Annotated in this window: 14 protein-coding genes and 1 tRNA gene; 2 read left to right on the top strand and 13 right to left on the bottom strand. The window is 72.8% G+C overall.

Annotated elements, in window-relative coordinates; all coding sequences use genetic code 11:
* Positions 1-90: 90 nt before the first annotated feature.
* The 8 genes from ABTY20_RS14365 to ABTY20_RS14330 form a co-directional block, all read right to left on the bottom strand.
* The gene (locus tag ABTY20_RS14365) at positions 91-1,269 is read right to left on the bottom strand and encodes an ABC transporter ATP-binding protein (RefSeq protein WP_351997303.1); all 1,179 of its coding nucleotides are present in this window, start codon (positions 1,267-1,269) and stop codon (positions 91-93) included.
* A gap of 25 nt (positions 1,270-1,294) precedes the next feature.
* Complete coding sequence (locus ABTY20_RS14360) at positions 1,295-2,128, bottom strand: carbohydrate ABC transporter permease (RefSeq protein WP_351997302.1); 834 nt, start codon at positions 2,126-2,128, stop codon at positions 1,295-1,297.
* Positions 2,128-3,048, bottom strand: a complete 921-nt coding sequence (locus ABTY20_RS14355; RefSeq protein WP_351997304.1) for a carbohydrate ABC transporter permease — start codon at positions 3,046-3,048, stop codon at positions 2,128-2,130. Before ABTY20_RS14355 ends, ABTY20_RS14360 begins: the two co-directional genes overlap by 1 nt.
* A gap of 5 nt (positions 3,049-3,053) precedes the next feature.
* The gene (locus tag ABTY20_RS14350) at positions 3,054-4,337 is read right to left on the bottom strand and encodes an ABC transporter substrate-binding protein (protein WP_351997301.1); all 1,284 of its coding nucleotides are present in this window, start codon (positions 4,335-4,337) and stop codon (positions 3,054-3,056) included.
* A gap of 269 nt (positions 4,338-4,606) precedes the next feature.
* Positions 4,607-4,680: transfer RNA gene (locus ABTY20_RS14345), tRNA-Pro, on the bottom strand.
* A gap of 182 nt (positions 4,681-4,862) precedes the next feature.
* On the bottom strand, positions 4,863-5,222 hold the full coding sequence (locus ABTY20_RS14340; protein WP_351997300.1) for an MmcQ/YjbR family DNA-binding protein: 360 nt from the start codon (positions 5,220-5,222) through the stop codon (positions 4,863-4,865).
* Positions 5,223-5,252: 30 nt separating this feature from the next.
* Positions 5,253-5,798 (bottom strand): GNAT family N-acetyltransferase, encoded by a 546-nt coding sequence (locus tag ABTY20_RS14335; protein WP_351997299.1) that lies wholly within the window; start codon positions 5,796-5,798, stop codon positions 5,253-5,255.
* Complete coding sequence (locus ABTY20_RS14330; protein WP_351997298.1) at positions 5,795-6,379, bottom strand: helix-turn-helix domain-containing protein; 585 nt, start codon at positions 6,377-6,379, stop codon at positions 5,795-5,797. The genes ABTY20_RS14335 and ABTY20_RS14330 overlap by 4 nt, the downstream gene beginning before the upstream one ends.
* 224 nt (positions 6,380-6,603) lie before the next feature.
* On the opposite strand from ABTY20_RS14330, the gene ABTY20_RS14325 reads away from it, so the two are divergent.
* Positions 6,604-7,809 (top strand): S8 family peptidase, encoded by a 1,206-nt coding sequence (locus ABTY20_RS14325; RefSeq protein ID WP_351997297.1) that lies wholly within the window; start codon positions 6,604-6,606, stop codon positions 7,807-7,809.
* 192 nt (positions 7,810-8,001) lie between these two features.
* On the opposite strand, the gene ABTY20_RS14320 is transcribed toward ABTY20_RS14325, so the two are convergent.
* From ABTY20_RS14320 to ABTY20_RS14305, 4 genes are read right to left on the bottom strand one after another with little or no spacing between them, the layout of a single operon-like run.
* Positions 8,002-8,592 carry a GTP-binding protein gene (locus ABTY20_RS14320; RefSeq protein WP_351997296.1) on the bottom strand — a complete coding sequence of 197 codons (591 nt, stop codon included), beginning with the start codon at positions 8,590-8,592 and terminating at the stop codon, positions 8,002-8,004.
* Positions 8,573-8,971: a DUF742 domain-containing protein gene (locus ABTY20_RS14315; protein ID WP_351997295.1), complete on the bottom strand. Its 399-nt coding sequence runs from the start codon at positions 8,969-8,971 to the stop codon at positions 8,573-8,575. Before ABTY20_RS14315 ends, ABTY20_RS14320 begins: the two co-directional genes overlap by 20 nt.
* A complete protein-coding gene (locus ABTY20_RS14310) occupies positions 8,968-9,414 on the bottom strand; it encodes a roadblock/LC7 domain-containing protein (protein ID WP_351997294.1) in 447 nt (148 codons plus the stop codon). The genes ABTY20_RS14315 and ABTY20_RS14310 overlap by 4 nt, the downstream gene beginning before the upstream one ends.
* Positions 9,411-11,846 carry a sensor histidine kinase gene (locus tag ABTY20_RS14305; protein WP_351997293.1) on the bottom strand — a complete coding sequence of 812 codons (2,436 nt, stop codon included), beginning with the start codon at positions 11,844-11,846 and terminating at the stop codon, positions 9,411-9,413. Before ABTY20_RS14305 ends, ABTY20_RS14310 begins: the two co-directional genes overlap by 4 nt.
* Positions 11,847-12,156: 310 nt before the next feature.
* Here ABTY20_RS14305 and ABTY20_RS14300 point away from each other — a divergent pair, with 310 nt between their 5' ends.
* Positions 12,157-12,498, top strand: a complete 342-nt coding sequence (locus tag ABTY20_RS14300; RefSeq protein WP_351997292.1) for a hypothetical protein — start codon at positions 12,157-12,159, stop codon at positions 12,496-12,498.
* A 121-nt stretch (positions 12,499-12,619) separates the two neighbouring features.
* On the opposite strand, the gene ABTY20_RS14295 is transcribed toward ABTY20_RS14300, so the two are convergent.
* A complete protein-coding gene (locus tag ABTY20_RS14295) occupies positions 12,620-14,746 on the bottom strand; it encodes a cellulose binding domain-containing protein (protein WP_351997291.1) in 2,127 nt (708 codons plus the stop codon).
* Positions 14,747-14,792 lie beyond the last annotated feature (46 nt).

Here is a 14,792-nt window from a genome sequence, read left to right as displayed (position 1 = left end):
GGCGCCAACGCGGAGCGTTGGCAACTGACGACAACGCGGCAGATGCGCGTGCCAAGCCCCGCGACGCCGACATGATCCAAACGAGAGGCCCTAGCTCTCCGGGTGGGTGAGGTTGGTTCCGGTCGACGGGTCGAAGACATGGGCCTTGCCCATGTCGACCCGGAGCTCGACGGGTTCGCCCTCGCGGGCCCGGGTGGCGGCGTTCAGCCGGGCCACGACCTGCTGGGCCCCCTGGGCACCGGTGTCGCGCGCGCCGGAGTCCGTGGCGAGTTCCTCCAGTTCGGCGGTGGTCACCGGCCCGCCCTCCGCGCCGAAGTGGACGTACGCGTCGGAGCCCAGCGACTCCAGCACGTCCACGGTGACGGTGACGGCGGGGCCGCCCGGCCCGTGTGCCAGGCTCGCGTCCTCGAAGGCCTCGGGACGCAGCCCGACGATCACCTCGCGCGGCACGTTCCGCCGTTCCAGCTCCCGGCGCACGCGGTCGTCGAGCGGCAGGTCGCCCAGCGGGGTGCGCAGGACGCCGCCGGACAGGGAGGCGCCCACGAAGTTCATCGCCGGGGAGCCGATGAAGCCCGCGACGAACAGGTTGCGCGGCATGTCGTAGAGCTGGGCGGGGGTGCCGACCTGCTGGACCAGGCCCTGCCGCATCACCACGACCCGGTCGCCGAGCGTCATCGCCTCGGTCTGGTCGTGGGTGACGTACACGGTGGTGGTGCCCAGGCGCCGCTGCAGCCGGGAGATCTGGGTGCGCATCTGCACCCGGAGCTTGGCGTCCAGGTTGGACAGCGGCTCGTCCATGAGGAACGCCTCGGGGTCGCGGACGATCGCCCGCCCCATCGCCACCCGCTGGCGCTGGCCGCCCGAGAGGTTGGCGGGCTTGCGGTCCAGGAGGCCGCCCAGGTCGAGGACCCGGGCGGCCTCCTCGACCTTGCTGTCGATGGTGGCCTTGTCCACCTTCGCCAGCCGCAGCGGGAAGCCCATGTTCTCCCGCACACTCATGTGCGGGTACAGGGCGTAGCTCTGGAACACCATGGCGACGTCGCGCTCCTTGGGGGCGAGGTCGTTGACGACCCGGCCGCCGATGCGCAGGGTGCCCTCGGTGATGTCCTCGAGCCCGGCGATCATGTTCAGGGTGGTCGACTTGCCGCAGCCGGACGGGCCGACCAGGATCACGAACTCGCCGTCGGCGATCTCGAGGTCCACGTCCCGCACGGCGAGGGAGCCGTCGGGGTAACGCTTGGTGACTCCCTCTAGGACGATCTCGGCCATGGGCGGCGCCTCCTTGCCTCGCGGCTCATCCCTTGACCGCCCCGGAGGTCAGTCCGGCGACGATCCGCCGCTGGAAGAGCAGGACGAAGATGATGATCGGGACGGTGATCACCACGGCGGCGGCGGCGATCGACCCGGTCGGCTGCTGGAACTGCGAGCTGCCCGTGAAGAACGCGATCGCGGCGGGGACCGTGCGCGCGGACTCGGTGGAGGTCAGCGAGATCGCGAACAGGAAGTCGTTCCAGCAGAAGATGAACACCAGGATGGCGGTGGTGAACACGCCGGGCGCGGCGAGCGGCACGATGACCAGCCGGAAGGCCTGTGCGGGCGTGGCCCCGTCCACCTTGGCGGCCTTCTCCAGGTCCCAGGGGATCTCCCGGAAGAACGCCGACAGGGTGTAGATCGCCAGCGGCAGCGAGAAGGTCATGTAGGGGATGATCAGCCCGAGCCAGGTGTCGAAGATCCCGAGGGCGCGCTCGATGTCGAACAGCGGGGAGACCAGGGAGATCGGCGGGAACATGGCGATCAGCAGCGACATGCCGATCAGGAGCCGCTTGCCGGGGAACCTCAGCCGGGCGACGGCGTAGGCGGCCATGGTGCCGAGGGCCACGGCGATCACGGTGGCGATGAGGGCGATGCCGATCGAGTTGATCAGTGCCCGGGTGAACTCGGAGGTCGCGAAGATGCCGCGGTAGTTCTCGAAGGTCCAGTCCCGGGGGATGTAGGTGCCGTCGGTGAGGGTGCCCGGGTCCTTGAACGACAGTGCGACGATCCACCACACCGGGAAGAGGGCGTACAGCACCACGACGACGTTGACGACGCCCCACCGGGTGGCGTGCGTCGCGCCCGCGGCGGCCATCAGCGCTTCACCTCCGCGCCGGGTGCGGCGGCGCCGAACAGCTTGACGAAGGTGAAGGCGATGATCCCGACGCAGAGGAAGATCAGGACCGAGATCGCCGACCCGATGCCCAGGTTCAGCGCGGTGAACAGGTTGTCGTAGCCGAGGATCGACAGGGAGCCGGTGCCGTGGGCGCCCGAGGTCAGGACGTAGATGTTGTCGAAGATCCGGAAGGCGTCCAGGGTGCGGAAGAGCAGGGCGACCAGGATGGCCGGTTTCATCAGCGGCAGCATGACCTTGGTGAACCGCTGCCAGGGGGTGGCGCCGTCGACCATGGCCGCCTTGAGGGTCTCCTCGGGGACGAGGGCGAGTCCGGCCAGCAGGAGCAGTGCCATGAAGGGCGTGGTCTTCCACACCTCGGCCAGGATGATCAGCCACAGCGCGGGCCACTGTTCGGTGAGCGGGGCGTCGCCGCTGGGCAGCAGGCCGGCGAGGTAGCCGAGTTCGGGGGTCCAGGCGTACTGCCAGGAGAAGGCGGCGACGACGGTGACGATGCCGTACGGGATGAGGACCGCGGTGCGGACCGTGCCGCGGGCGAGGAGCGTGCGGTGCATCACCAGGGCGAGGCCCATGCCGAGGACGAGTTCGATGGCCACGGACACGGCGGTGAGGAAGACCGTGACCCAGAAGGCGTCCCACCAGAACGGCGAGGACAGCACCGCCCCGTAGTTGCTCAGGCCCACGAACTCGGCCCGCGCCGGGAAGCGCAGGTCGTAGCGCTGGAGGGACAGGTAGACCGCGTAGCCGATGGGGTAGGCGGTCACGGCGGCCATGACGAGGACGGCCGGCGCGCACAGCAGCCAGCCCAGCCGGCGCTCCTGCCGGGCTCCGGCCGAGAGCGGCCTCCCGCCCTTCGCCCCGTCCTTCGCCGGCTCCGCCATGGTGCTCACGGGATCACACCCTCGGATCGCAGGGCCTGGTCGATCTGTTCCCCGATGGTGTCGACCGCGGCCTCGGGGCTGATGCCGGACGGCGGGGACAGGGCGTGGGAGACGGCGATCGACACGTTCTGGTAGGCGGGGGTGACCGGCCGTACGCTCGCCGACTCCAGCGAGGACAGCACCTCCCGGGAGAAGGGGTACTCCTTCATGAAATCCGGCTCGTCGTACAGGGCGCGCAGGGTGGGCGGCAGTCCGCCCTCGAGTGCGGCGGTGAGCTGGTTCTCCCGGTCGCGCAGACACAGGGCGGCCTCGAAGGCCAGGTCGGGGTGGCGGGAGTAGGAGCTGACGGCGAGGTCGATGCCGCCGATGGTGGGGCGGGCGGGGCGGGCGGCGTCGACACGGGGGTAGGGCGCCCAGCGGAAGTCCTCGAAGAGCCGCGGGTTGTTGGACCTCATCGACGGATAGACGAACGGGTAGTTGATCTCGAAGGCCGCCACGCCCGACTCCATCGCCAGCCGGTTCTGGTCCTCCATCTGGTTGGACAGGGAGGGGTCGGCGGCCGGGGAGTTCGCGAGGCCGCGCATGAGCGAGGCGGCCCGCACGGCGGGCGGGCCGAGCGAGGGACCGGTGGCGCCCGGATCGAGGATGGCGCCGCCCGCGCTGTTGACCAGGGAGTTGAACCACACGGTCAGGCCCTCGTACTGGGCGCCCTGGACCTCCACGTAGTGCGGTTCGCCCCGCCGGGCGAGGTCGCGGGACATGGCGATCATCTCGGACCAGGTCTTCGGCGGGGTGGGCACCAGGTCCTTGCGGTACCACAGGAGCTGGATGTTGGTGTTGTACGGGACGGCGTACAGCCCGCCCTTCCAGGTGGCCGTCCGGAGGGGGACGCGGAGGGTGCCCTCGGTGGCCCGGCGCTTCGCCTCACCGGTCCACTCCCGGATCCAGCGGGCCTCGGCGAATTCGGCGGCCCAGGTGACGTCCAGGCCGAGGATGTCCAGGGAGTCGTCCCGGGCGGCGAGCCTGCGCACCAGCTGCTGGCGCTGGCCGTCGGCGGCCCGGGGCAGTTTGTTGTAGCTGATCCGGTAGCGGCCGCCGGACTCCCTGCCGCACCGGTCGGCGGCCTTCTGCAGGGCGCCGGAGTCGTCGGGGAAGTTGTACCAGTTGAGGGTGGGCCGGGAAGCGGCCTCGTCGCCGCCGCAAGCGGCGAGCGTCGACGCCAGCAGGAGCAGCACGACCAGCGCCCGCGTCCGTCGCGGCCCTCCGGTACGTCCGCGCCTCGCGTGCACGCGCTCCACACCTCGCTTCCGGGATCACGGCGCGGGTGTCCGATCCCGCGACGGCGCCTACCCGGCGAACGTTAAATCGGACATGGCGTGACATCAAGGACATGTGGTGACACATCTCCCGTGTCGTCCGGTGCGCGGGTGCCGATGCGTCCGGCGGAGCCGACCGGCCCCACCGGGCCGGTCCCCTGGCGCGCGGTGACGGCACGGGGCATGACGAAGAGGCCGCCCGGGGTGTCCCCGGAACGGCCTCCGACCTGCTGCTCGACAAGTCGGGACGACAGGATTTGAACCTGCGACCCCTTGACCCCCAGTCAAGTGCGCTACCAAGCTGCGCCACGTCCCGTTGCCCGTCTGACCTGGGGATTCCCCGGGCCCAACGCGCAGGGAAACCATACCGCACTCCGGGCGGTGGTCGCGCGTTCGTTTCCCGGCGCGGACCCTCCCGCCGCACACGCTCCCGGGCGCCCCTTCCGGCCCCGGCCGCCGCTCACGGTCCGGGCCTCCTCCACGGGGCGCCGGCGGCCCTCAGCGCACGGGCGGCAGGCCCAGCCCGGGGTGCGCCTCGAGGAGCCGGGTCGGGGCGGCCTGGCGCCAGGAGTCGGCGAGGATGTCGCGCAGTTCGCCCTCGTCCTCCAGGGCGGCGAGGCGGACCCTGACCCAGGCGAACTGCGCCTCGTGATCGGCGATCCAGAACTTCTCCGGTTCGGCGAGGGCCAGTTCGTCGCGCTCCTCCTTGGGGCAGCGCACGGCGATGGAGGTCTCGTCCTCGGGCAGGGTGGCGAACATCTTCCCCGCGACGCGGAACGTGGGCATGCTCCAGGCGACCTTCTCCGTGGTGTCCGGCAGGGACAGGGCGATCCGTCGTACGTCTTCGGCATCCGGCATGGCAGGCACCGTAGCGGCCGGCACTGACACTCACCCGGTCGCGGCCGGGGCGGCGCCCGCTCCGGGGCGTTTGTAGTAGATCGTCGTCGGCCGCAGCACCCCGGCCGGGTCCGCCGCGTAGTCGGGGACGGCGCCCACGGCGGTCCAGCCGGAGGAGCGGTAGAGGCGCTCGGCGGGGCTGCCGGTCTCGGTGTCCAGGTGCAGCAGGGTGATGCCCCGCGCGGCGGCGGCCTCCTCCGCGACGGTCAGCAGCCGCCGCCCGAGGCCCCGGCCACGGGCCGCCCGGTGCACCATCAGCTTCACCACTTCCGCGCGGTGGGTGCTGTTGGGTTTGTCGGGGAGGGCGAGGCCCACGGTGCCCAGCGCCCGTCCGGGCTCCTCGTGCGCCACCCACACCGCGAGCCGGCCGGCGGCGACGGCCGCGGACCGCTCCGTCCACCAGGCGACCGCCTCCGCGCGGTCGAGCGGGGCGAGGAAGCCGACGGAGGCGCCGCCGTCCACGGCGTCGATCAACAGCGCGGCCAGTTCCGGTACGAGATCGGCCAGTCGGGCGGCGCTCAGCTCGCTGACGTTCACGGCCGCACCACCGCCAGCACGTAGCGGACGTCTCCGGGGCCGGGACAGCGGAACCGGGTCGGCCCCCACACGCGCAGCCGGAGGCAGTCGCCGCCACCGAGACGGTGCTCGACGTCCCGGACCGTCACGGCGAGCGCTCCTTCCAGGACCCAGACGTGCTGTTCCAGGCCGGGGACGGGAGGCCGGTCGTAGGAGATGTCCGCGCCCGCGGTGAGCCGCCCCTCGACGAGTTCGCCGCGCAGCCCCCCGTGCGGCGGGGACACGGACCGTCGGACGAAACCGGAGGCCCTGTCCTGCCACACGGGCTGGTCGGCGGCCCTCACCACCGGTGCGGGTTCCGCCTCGACCTCGCTGAGCAGCTGGGACATGGTCCGTCCGTAGACGGCGCACAGCCGGTTGAGCAGGGAGGCGGTGGGGCTGGTCTGCGCCCGCTCGGCCCGGGACAGGGTGGACCGGCTGACCCCGCTGCGCTCCGCCAGCTCCCCGAGGGACCAGCCGTGCTCGCCCCTGAGCTCGGCCAGCCGCGCGCCGAGCCGGACGTCCACGGGGTCCGGGGCAGCCCCGGTCTTCTCGTTTCCCATATCCGGGACAGTATCCCGAATTCGAGACCATCATGTGTCGTGCCCATGACGACATTGTTGACGGATGCTCAACTCCCTTGTTCCGCAAGGGAGTCATGGATGAGTCTTGCTTGCGGCCGGGAGCGGAACACAGCGCTCCAGCCAATGGTGTGCGCTCGCGCACGCCCGCCCCCACAGACGCGCGCCCCACCCGGACGCGCCGCCCGGAGGAGGACTCCCCCGCCATGGCACGACTGCACAGCAAGAGAGCGCGGCTCGCGGCGATCGCCGGTGCCGCGACGGCCGCCCTGGCCGCCGGACTCACCTCGGCCCCCGCCCAGGCCGCCCCCGCCGAGGGCACGGTGCTCGCCGCCGGCTCCCCCACCGCGGTCAAGGACAGCTACATCGTGACGCTGAAGAAGGCCGCCGGGTTCAAGGCGTCCTCGGACGCGGGCAGGAACCTGGTCGAGCGGTACGGCGGCAGTGTGCGCAAGACGTTCGGCAGCGCGCTGAACGGCTACACCGCCGCCCTCTCCGCCGGCGAGGCCGGCCGTCTGGCCGCCGACCCCGCGGTGGCCTCCGTGGAGCAGAACCAGCGGGTGAGCGTCGCCGCCACGCAGTCCGGCGCGCCGTGGGGCCTGGACCGCATCGACCAGACCTCGCTCCCGCTCTCCGGTACCTACACCTACCCGGACAGCGCGGGCAGTGGTGTCACGGCCTATGTCATCGACACCGGCGTGCGCATCACCCATCAGCAGATCAGCGGTCGCGCCACCTACGGGTACGACGCCGTGGACGGCGACACCACCGCATCCGACGGCAACGGCCACGGCACCCATGTGGCCACCACCATCGCCGGGTCCACTTACGGAGTGGCCAAGAAGGCGAAGATCGTCGCCGTACGGGTGCTCGACGACAACGGGTCCGGGACCACCGCCGGGGTCATCGCCGGCATCGACTGGGTGACCAGGAACCACTCCGGTCCCTCGGTCGCCAACCTGTCGCTCGGCGGCGGCGCGTCCACCGCCCTGGACACGGCGGTGCGCAACTCCATCGCGAGCGGCGTCACGTACGCGGTCGCCGCGGGCAACAGCGGTGCCAACGCCTCCTCCTACTCCCCGGCCCGGGTCACCGAGGCCCTCACCGTGGGCGCCACGACCAGCACGGACGCCAGGGCGGGCTACTCCAACCACGGCTCGGTGCTGGACCTCTTCGCCCCGGGCTCCTCCATCACGGCCGGCTGGCACACCGGTGACAGCGCGACCAGCACCATCTCCGGCACCTCGATGGCGACCCCGCACGTCGCCGGAGCGGCAGCGGTCTACCTGGCCGGCCACACCTCCGCCACCCCGGCCCAGGTCGCCTCGGCCCTGGTGAGCGGCGCGACCACCGGCAAGGTGACCGGCCCCGGCTCGGGTTCGCCGAACCGGCTGCTGAAGCTCGTTCCCTGACGGTCCCCGGCCCGGCGGTGACCTCGTGATCCGCCGGCCCCGGGCCGCGGTGCCCCGCGGGCGGCCCGTCCGCCCGCGGGGCACACCCGCGCCGGACGGGCGTCCCCGGCCTCGAGCGCGTACGGCGGGGACGGGTTCACCGCGATCGCCGCCCGGGCGCCGCGGGCGACGACCGCCGGCCACGGAAGGGATTCACCCGGCCGGCCGAGGCGCGGAGCGGCGGGCCATGAGGTGCTCGACCAGGGTGAGCAGGACGTTCCTGCCGTCGGTGCGTTCGCGCGCGTCGCACATCACCAGGGGGACCTGCGGGTCCAGGTCCAGGGCGGTGCGGACTTCCTCGGGCGTGCGGTCGCGGACGTTGTGGAAGCAGTTGACCGCGACGACGAACGGGACACCGCGGCTCTCGAAGAAGTCGATGGAGGCGAAGCTGACCTCCAGACGGCGGGTGTCGACCAGGACCACCGCCCCCAGCGCTCCGAGCACCAGGTCGTTCCACATGAACCAGAAGCGTTCCTGGCCGGGCGTCCCGAACAGGTAGACCACCAGTTCGTCACTGACGGTGATGCGCCCGAAGTCCAGGGCGACGGTGGTGGTGGTCTTGGCGTCGATGCCGACCAGGTCGTCCACGCCGACACTGGCCCGGGTCAGGTATTCCTCGGTGTGCAGGGGGGCGACCTCGCTGACCGCGCCGACCAGGGTGGTCTTGCCCACGCCGAAGCCACCGGCGACCAGGATCTTCACGGCCTGGGCCGTCTGTGCCGGATCAGAGCCCGCGGAGCCCATCTCTCACCGCCTCGAGGATCGTCATGTCGGGGTGGGTGCCGTTGTGCGCGAAGGCCAGGGGCGGCCGGGCCCGTACCCGGCCGGCGTCGATCAGGTCGCCGATGAGGATCTTGGTCACCGACACCGGCAGGTCCAGTTCGGCGGCGATCTCGGCCACCGCGACGGGCCTGCGCGCGCACAGGCGCAGGACGGTGCGGTGTTCCGGCTGCAGCGCGGGCCGGCCGGCCGCGGTGTCCGTACCGGACTCGGTCCGTACCGTGATCAGAGTGATCAGGGTCAGGTCGTCACGGCCGGCGGTGGTGCGTCCGCCGGTGATGGTGTAGGGGCGGACCAGCGGTTCGTCCGCGTCGTCCTCCAGGTCCTCCGTCCAGTGCCTCATGCGCCGGCCCCGGGGCCGGCGGGCGGGGACGGGTCGGACCGCGGGGTGCGTTCGCCGGTGCCCAGCTTCTGGCCCACCTGCTGGACCAGGGTGTGCATGGCGACCGCCATCACCTCGGCGTCGACCTCCTGGGAGGCGACCACGGCCAGGTGGGTGCCCCGGCCGGCCGCGGTGACGAACAGCCACAGGTCCGCCATCTCGACGATGACCTGGTGGACCGGGCCGCCCTGGAAGAGCTGTCCGACACCGCGGGCCAGGCTCTGCTGACCGGTGGCGATCGCGGCCAGGCGCTCGGCGTCGGAGCGCTCGACGGTCTGCGAGCGGCTGATCACCAGGCCGTCGTCGGACAGCACGATGGCGTGCCGGGTGCCGGCGACCTGGTCGACCAGTCCGTCGAGGAGCCAGTCCAGGTCTGCGTCGGTGGCGGTGGTTCGCTGAGTCATCCTCGGTCTTCCCTCGTGGGCGGTTCGGACTGGTCGGTGCCGGGCGCGGACGGCCGCGCGCCGGCGGCGCGGTTCTTGCGGGACTGCCGCTGGAAGGCGGCGATGGTGGCGCCGGAGCGGGCCGGGGCACGGGACGGGGCCTGGGGGTCCTGCGGAGCGGGCGCGCGCAGTTCGGCCACCAGGCTGGCCTGACGCGTCCGGCGGGGCAGGGGGGCGGGTCCGGTCCGCGGGGCCGGGGGGTCCGCGGGAGTCGGGGGGTCCGCGGGAGCCGGCGCGGTGACGTCGGCCATCGCCCGTCCCCGCGACCGCACCGGCAGGGCGTCCGCGTCGTCCGCGGGGCGGAAGACCTCCGCGGGACGGGGACCGCCGTGCCGGCGCGCCGGAGGAAGGGGGGTGCCGGCCTCCTCCGGCGACGGGCCGCCGACGGCGTCCGGCACCGAACGGGGCCGCTCGGCCACGAGGTCCTGCGGGACGAGGACGATGACGCGGGTGCCGCCGAACGCCGAGGGCCGCAGTTCCACCTGCAGGCCCAGGCCCGCCGACAGGCGGGCCACCACGTACAGGCCCAGGCGCACGTCGTCGGCGCGGGTCATCACGTCCATCTGCGGGGGCGCCTGCATCAGGGCGTTGACGGCCTCGTACTGCTCGGCCTCCATGCCCAGTCCGCGGTCCTCCATCTCCACCACGACACCCCGGCTGACCGGCGCCGCCTTGATCTCGACCGGAGCCGGCGGTTTGGAGAACGCGGTCGCGTTCTCCATCAGTTCGGCCAGGATGTGGATCAACGGTCCCACCGCCCGCTCGGAGATCCACGGCCGGCCCTCGACGTCGATCTCGATGCGCCGGTAGTCCTGGACCTCGCCCTGCGCGGCGCGCAGGACGTCCAGCAGCGGCACCGGCTTGCGCCAGCGGCGCCGGGGCTGGCCGCCCGCGAGGATCACCAGGTTCTCCTCGTAGCGGCGCAGCCGGGCGGTGAGGTGGTCCAGGTCGAACAGGTCCTCCAGCAGGTGCGGGTCCTCGTGCCGGCGCTCCAGTTCGTCCAGCTTCTTCAGCTGCAGGCCGATCAGGAGCTGGGTGCGGCGCGCGATGCGCTGCAGCAGCCGCTCGAAGCCGCGGTGCTGTTCCGCCTGGCGCACCGCGGTGTGCACCGCGGTGCGGCCGGCCAGGTTCAGCGCCCGGCTCAGCTCGCCGAACTCGTCCGCGGCCGGGGACAGTTCCGGGACCTCGGCGTCCACGTCCACGTTCTCGCCCCGTTCGAGCCGGGCGACCACCTGCGGCAGCCGCTGCCCCAGGTCCTGCGCCTGGCCGTGCACGGCCAGGACGCGCCGGCGCAGGAGCGTGGTCAGCCGCCAGGTCATCAGCACGACCAGGACGACGGCGAACAGGCCGAGGGCGGCGACGGAGTACAGGTACAGCTTCAGCTGCCGCACGGCGGCGGCGCCGGCGGCGTCGGAGACCTCGTTGTGCACGACGATGAGTTCCACGAGACGGGCGATCGAGGCGTCCGCCGAGGTCCGCCACTGCTCGGCGCGGGCCGGGGACAGCGTGACGCCCCCGCCGGCGGAGGCCTGCAGCCACTCCTCCAGCTCGACCCGCGTCCGCCATTCCTCGCTCTTGGTCATCGCCGTGTAGAGCCGGCTCTCCTCGGCGTCGAGGTTCGGTGCCACACGCGACGCGAGCAGGTACTCGTGGGTGCCGACGGCGTCGGTGACCAGGTCGTGGTCCTTGTCGGACAACCGGCCCGTGGGCCAGCTCCGGGCCAGCACCGCGTCCTCCCGGTTGATCATGTCCACGGCCCCGTTCAGGTCGAACAGGACCTGTGACAGACCGGTCACCTCGCCGTTGGCGCCGCGGGAGATCGCCGCGAAGACCTCGGTGCCGGCCGCGACGGCCTCGGTGTAGTAGGTGAACGCCCGCTCCTCGTCGGCGGTCCCGGCGTCCACCGCCCGGCGCTCCTGCGCGAGCCTGTCGGTCACCCGCACGGTCCGGGAGATCGCGGCGGCCAGGCCCTGCTGACCGTCGCTGGTGTCCGCGGAGGTCAGCGGCGCGAAGGCGCGCAGGGCGCGGTCGGTGACCGCACGCTGCCGGATCAGGGCGGTCCGGGACGTCCCGGGCGCGGCCAGCACCTCCTGGGTCAGCCGCCGCTCCCGCTGCAGGGCGTTGAACAGGGCCGCGTTGCGCGGGCCCACGGTCGTCTTCAGATCGTGCTGGGCGGCCTGCACCCGGTACTCGTTGCCCAACTCGTATGTGGCCAGGCCCCACAGTCCGACCAGCGCCACGCTCGGCACGAGCAGCAGCACCAGCAGCACCGTGCGCAGCGGCAGGCGCCGTTCACCGGCCGTCCCCGCCTGCTCGTCCGTCGCGTCCCTCCGTCGGCGGCCGGCCCGCGCGCCGTTCCTTCCGCGCCGTCCGTCCCTGTTCGATCCGCTCACCCGCCGGACACCCTCCTCGTCGCTGGTCGGCCGCACCTGCGACGAGAACGCGCCAGACAGTAGCGGTCAATGGCTTGATATTAGCCATACGGCGCGCGGAGGCCGAAAGCGCATTCGACGACGTGAGCGGGTGCGGCTCACGGAAACGGACCCGTGTCGTCCCATAACGGAGGATTTGATTCCGATTTCTGCGTCGCCACGGCCGCGACCGAGCCGAAGCTCTGGACTTGCTCAAAAGGTGCTTCGGGTCACCGGCGGGCGGGGCAACCTGCGAACAGTCGGTGCGCGGGCCCGGCGGAAGGGGGACGTCATGGGGATCGCGTTCATATGGGTGGGCGGGTGCGTGCTGGCGCTCGTCGCGGGGACCACCTGGCTGGTGCGCCGGACGTGGCGCCGCGCCTGGGACGATCTGGGCCTGCGGGCGACCGTGCACGGCCCGGGTGCCGGGCCCGGCCGCGGGACGTGGCCGACCGTGACCGGTGCCGCGCACGGCGGGGCTTCGGCGCACGACGCCGGCAGCACGCTCCACCAGCCGTCCTGGTGGGAGGCGGAGGCGAGCGGCGGCTCCTCGTCCTGCGGGAGCGGCTACTCGTCCTGCGGGAGCTCGTCGTCCTGCGGGAGCAGCTCGTCGTCCTGCGGCAGTTCCTGCTGACCCGGGGGGCACGCCACTCGCCGTGCCGCGGGACCGTCGGACGCTCCACGGACACATGCCCGTGTCCCCTCCGCGGGCGGCGGACGTCGTCCGTCCGCCGCCCGCGGAGGCGGACCGGGTGTCAGCCTCCCGAGCAGACCGCTCCGTTGAGGCGGAGGGCCGTCGGCTGCGGGTTGGGCCCGTCGTTGGCGCCGACGAAGCCGAACGAGGCCGTGGACCCGCCGTCCGGGGCCAGCGGCCCGGCGCCCTCGGGGGCGGTCACCCGTACGTGCCGGCCGGTCTGGTGGAACGTGGCGTTCCAGCCGGAGGACACCGACTGGCGGTCGGTCGGCCAGTCCCAGTCCACGGTCCAGCCGGTGATCGGGGTGTCCGACAGGTTCCGGACGGTGACCGTGGCCACGAAGCCGTTGCCCCAGCTCGTGTCGCGGTGGTAGGTCACCGTGCAGGGGGCGTCCGGCGGGGTGCCGGTGGTGAAGGTCAGCGGAGCGGACGGGGCGGAGAGCCGGCCCGAGGCGTCGGCCGCCAGCACGTTGACCGTGTGGGTGCTGCCCGGGGGCAGGTTCCGCAGGGTCACGGACGTGCCGGTCGCCTCGCCCACCACGTGGGTGTGCGCGCCGTCGCGTTCCTGGACCAGGTAGCGGGTGGCGCCCGCGGCGCCCTCCCAGGACAGGCTCGCAGTGGTGTCGGTCACCGCCCCCAGCCGCGGCGTCCCCGGGGTCCCGGCGCCGGAGGCACCCGGCCCGGTGCCGGCCTGCGGGGTGAGCGTGACGGCGAGCATCCCGTACGGCGGCACGGTGACCCGGGAGGCGGACGCCGTGCCGTCGGTGACGGCGGTGACGTCGCCGTCGCCGCGCGCGTAACGGCTGACCTCGGGTGCGGCGGTGGACGGGGTGAAGCCCTCGTAGTCGAGGTCCACGGTCCGTGCGGCGTCCGGGTCCTTGTTGATGAGCAGGACGCTCAGCCGTCCGTCGCGGCGGTGCACGGCGTGGGCGGAGACGTCCTGCGCGGAGGACGCGGCGGCGACCAGGGTGTCGCCCGCGGTGCCCAGTTCGCCGGTCATCTTCATGCCGTAGTACGGGTGGAACGGCGTGTTGGGCGCCGGCTCGCAGACGTCACCGGTGCAGGCTCCGCTGGAGAGCATCCCCATGTCGCCGTAGTCGGTCTCGCCGTCGACGGTGGTGATCCGGCCGGCGCCGTTGTGGGTGTTCCACCAGTCGACGGTGAAGACGCCGTTCTCCAGGGCCGTCAGGAACGCGTCCGCGGCGAACAGGCCGTTGGGGCGGGCGGTGAGCATGGCGCCGCCGGTGTTGGTGTTGATCTCGGTGAGGGCGATGCCGATGCGCGGTGAGTCGACGCCCGCGTACCGGTCGAGCTGGTTGCGCACCTCCCGCAGTTCGCCGGGCAGCCTGGTCAGCCTCGTCATGGCGTCCTCGGCGGTGGTGTCGGCGCCGCCCGCGTACCAGTGGACGCTCACGAAGTCGATGACGTCGGTGACCTCGGAGAGCACGGTGTGGTTCCAGTCGCCGGGATCGCCCTCGCCGACGACGCCGTCCGGCCAGTGGCCCGGGGTGGTGAGCACCGCGCCGATCCTGACGGTGGGGTCGACGGCCTTCATGGCCTCGGCGTAGGCGCGGACCTGACGGGCGTACTCCCGGGGGCTCTTGTCCTCGTGCTCGTCGTGCTCCCAGCCGTTGCCGTAGTGGCCGTTGCCGTAGATCTCGTTGCCGATCTCCCAGTACTTCGCCCCGTAGTGCTTGGTGACGTTGGCGTACCGGACCCAGCCGGCCGCCTCCTCGGGCGTGCCGGAGCCGTAGTTGGCGATCAGGATCGGCTGGGCCCCGGCGGCGCGGACGGTGCCCATGAAGGCGTCGAAGCCGGTGCCGGGGGCGACGTACCCTCCGGGCGCCGTGTGCGTCTCCCAGTGGTAGATGTCCGCGTACGAGCCGCCGGGGTAGCGCATCGCCCCGACGTCGGCCGCCTTCATCAGGTCGGCGACCTCGGGATCGTTCATGTGCGCGTCCCAGACGGCCGCGTTGACCCCGCGCGCGGTGTCGGACATCCGGCCCAGCGACGCCTGCGTGTTGACCCGGACGTCGACGTCCGCGGCGGGGTTCTCGGGCTCGGCGGCCGACGCGGCGCCGACGGCGTTCAGCGGGGACAGCAGGGCGAGCGCGGCGGTCAGGGCGGCGGCGGTGCGTACGAGGCGGCGGGTGCCGTTCGGCCGGCCGGGTCTCTGCGGTAAGGGCATGGGGGTCCTCCCTCGGGGTCCGGCACGGGCGGGGCGGCTGGCGCCG

The sequence above is a fragment of the Streptomyces sp. NPDC126497 genome, assembly GCF_040302425.1.
Taxonomy (GTDB): domain Bacteria; phylum Actinomycetota; class Actinomycetes; order Streptomycetales; family Streptomycetaceae; genus Streptomyces.
Note: the sequence above shows the minus strand (reverse complement) of the source record. Positions and strands in the feature narration are given on the sequence as shown.